The organism is uncultured Neptuniibacter sp. (genome assembly GCF_947498015.1).
GTDB lineage: Bacteria > Pseudomonadota > Gammaproteobacteria > Pseudomonadales > Balneatricaceae > Neptuniibacter.
Genome location: NZ_CANMIR010000035.1, coordinates 1 through 419 on the forward strand (window position 1 = coordinate 1; position 419 = coordinate 419).

At 49.6% G+C, this 419-nt stretch carries 1 protein-coding gene; it reads left to right on the forward strand.

Annotation, left to right across the window (positions count from 1 at the left end; genetic code table 11):
* Positions 1-419 (forward strand): DUF1302 family protein (locus tag Q0882_RS16690; protein WP_366915941.1); only part of this gene is annotated, 419 nt, incomplete at both ends.

The following is a 419-nucleotide window of genomic DNA, read 5'->3' on the forward strand; positions in this document are numbered from 1 at the left end:
TTCCATAAGCCGATTGAGTCTGATAGCTGGAGTAATGTCAGCATCAACGGTGTGCTGCGAGGCAGCTACGACGGTGTCTATGACCTGAACGATAACGAGTTCGGTAAAGATGCTCAGGAAAACTACCTGGGTGAGAACTGGCACGACAACACCACCATCTCCTCTCAGGCGTTGTTACGTCCCGGTGTTCCATTCCCCTGCGAGAATGATCCAACTCTGTGTAACAACCTTGACGGTTATATGGATGAGGATGAGAGTGATGCCAAGTTCCCGGAGTTTAATGACCGCTTAGACTTCCTGCGTGAGTTCTATATCACGGCTGATAAACAGCTGGATAACGGTGACATCTTCAACATCACCTTCGGTAAGCAGCAGGTGGTCTGGGGTAAAACCGACCTGTTCCGTGTACTGGATGTGAT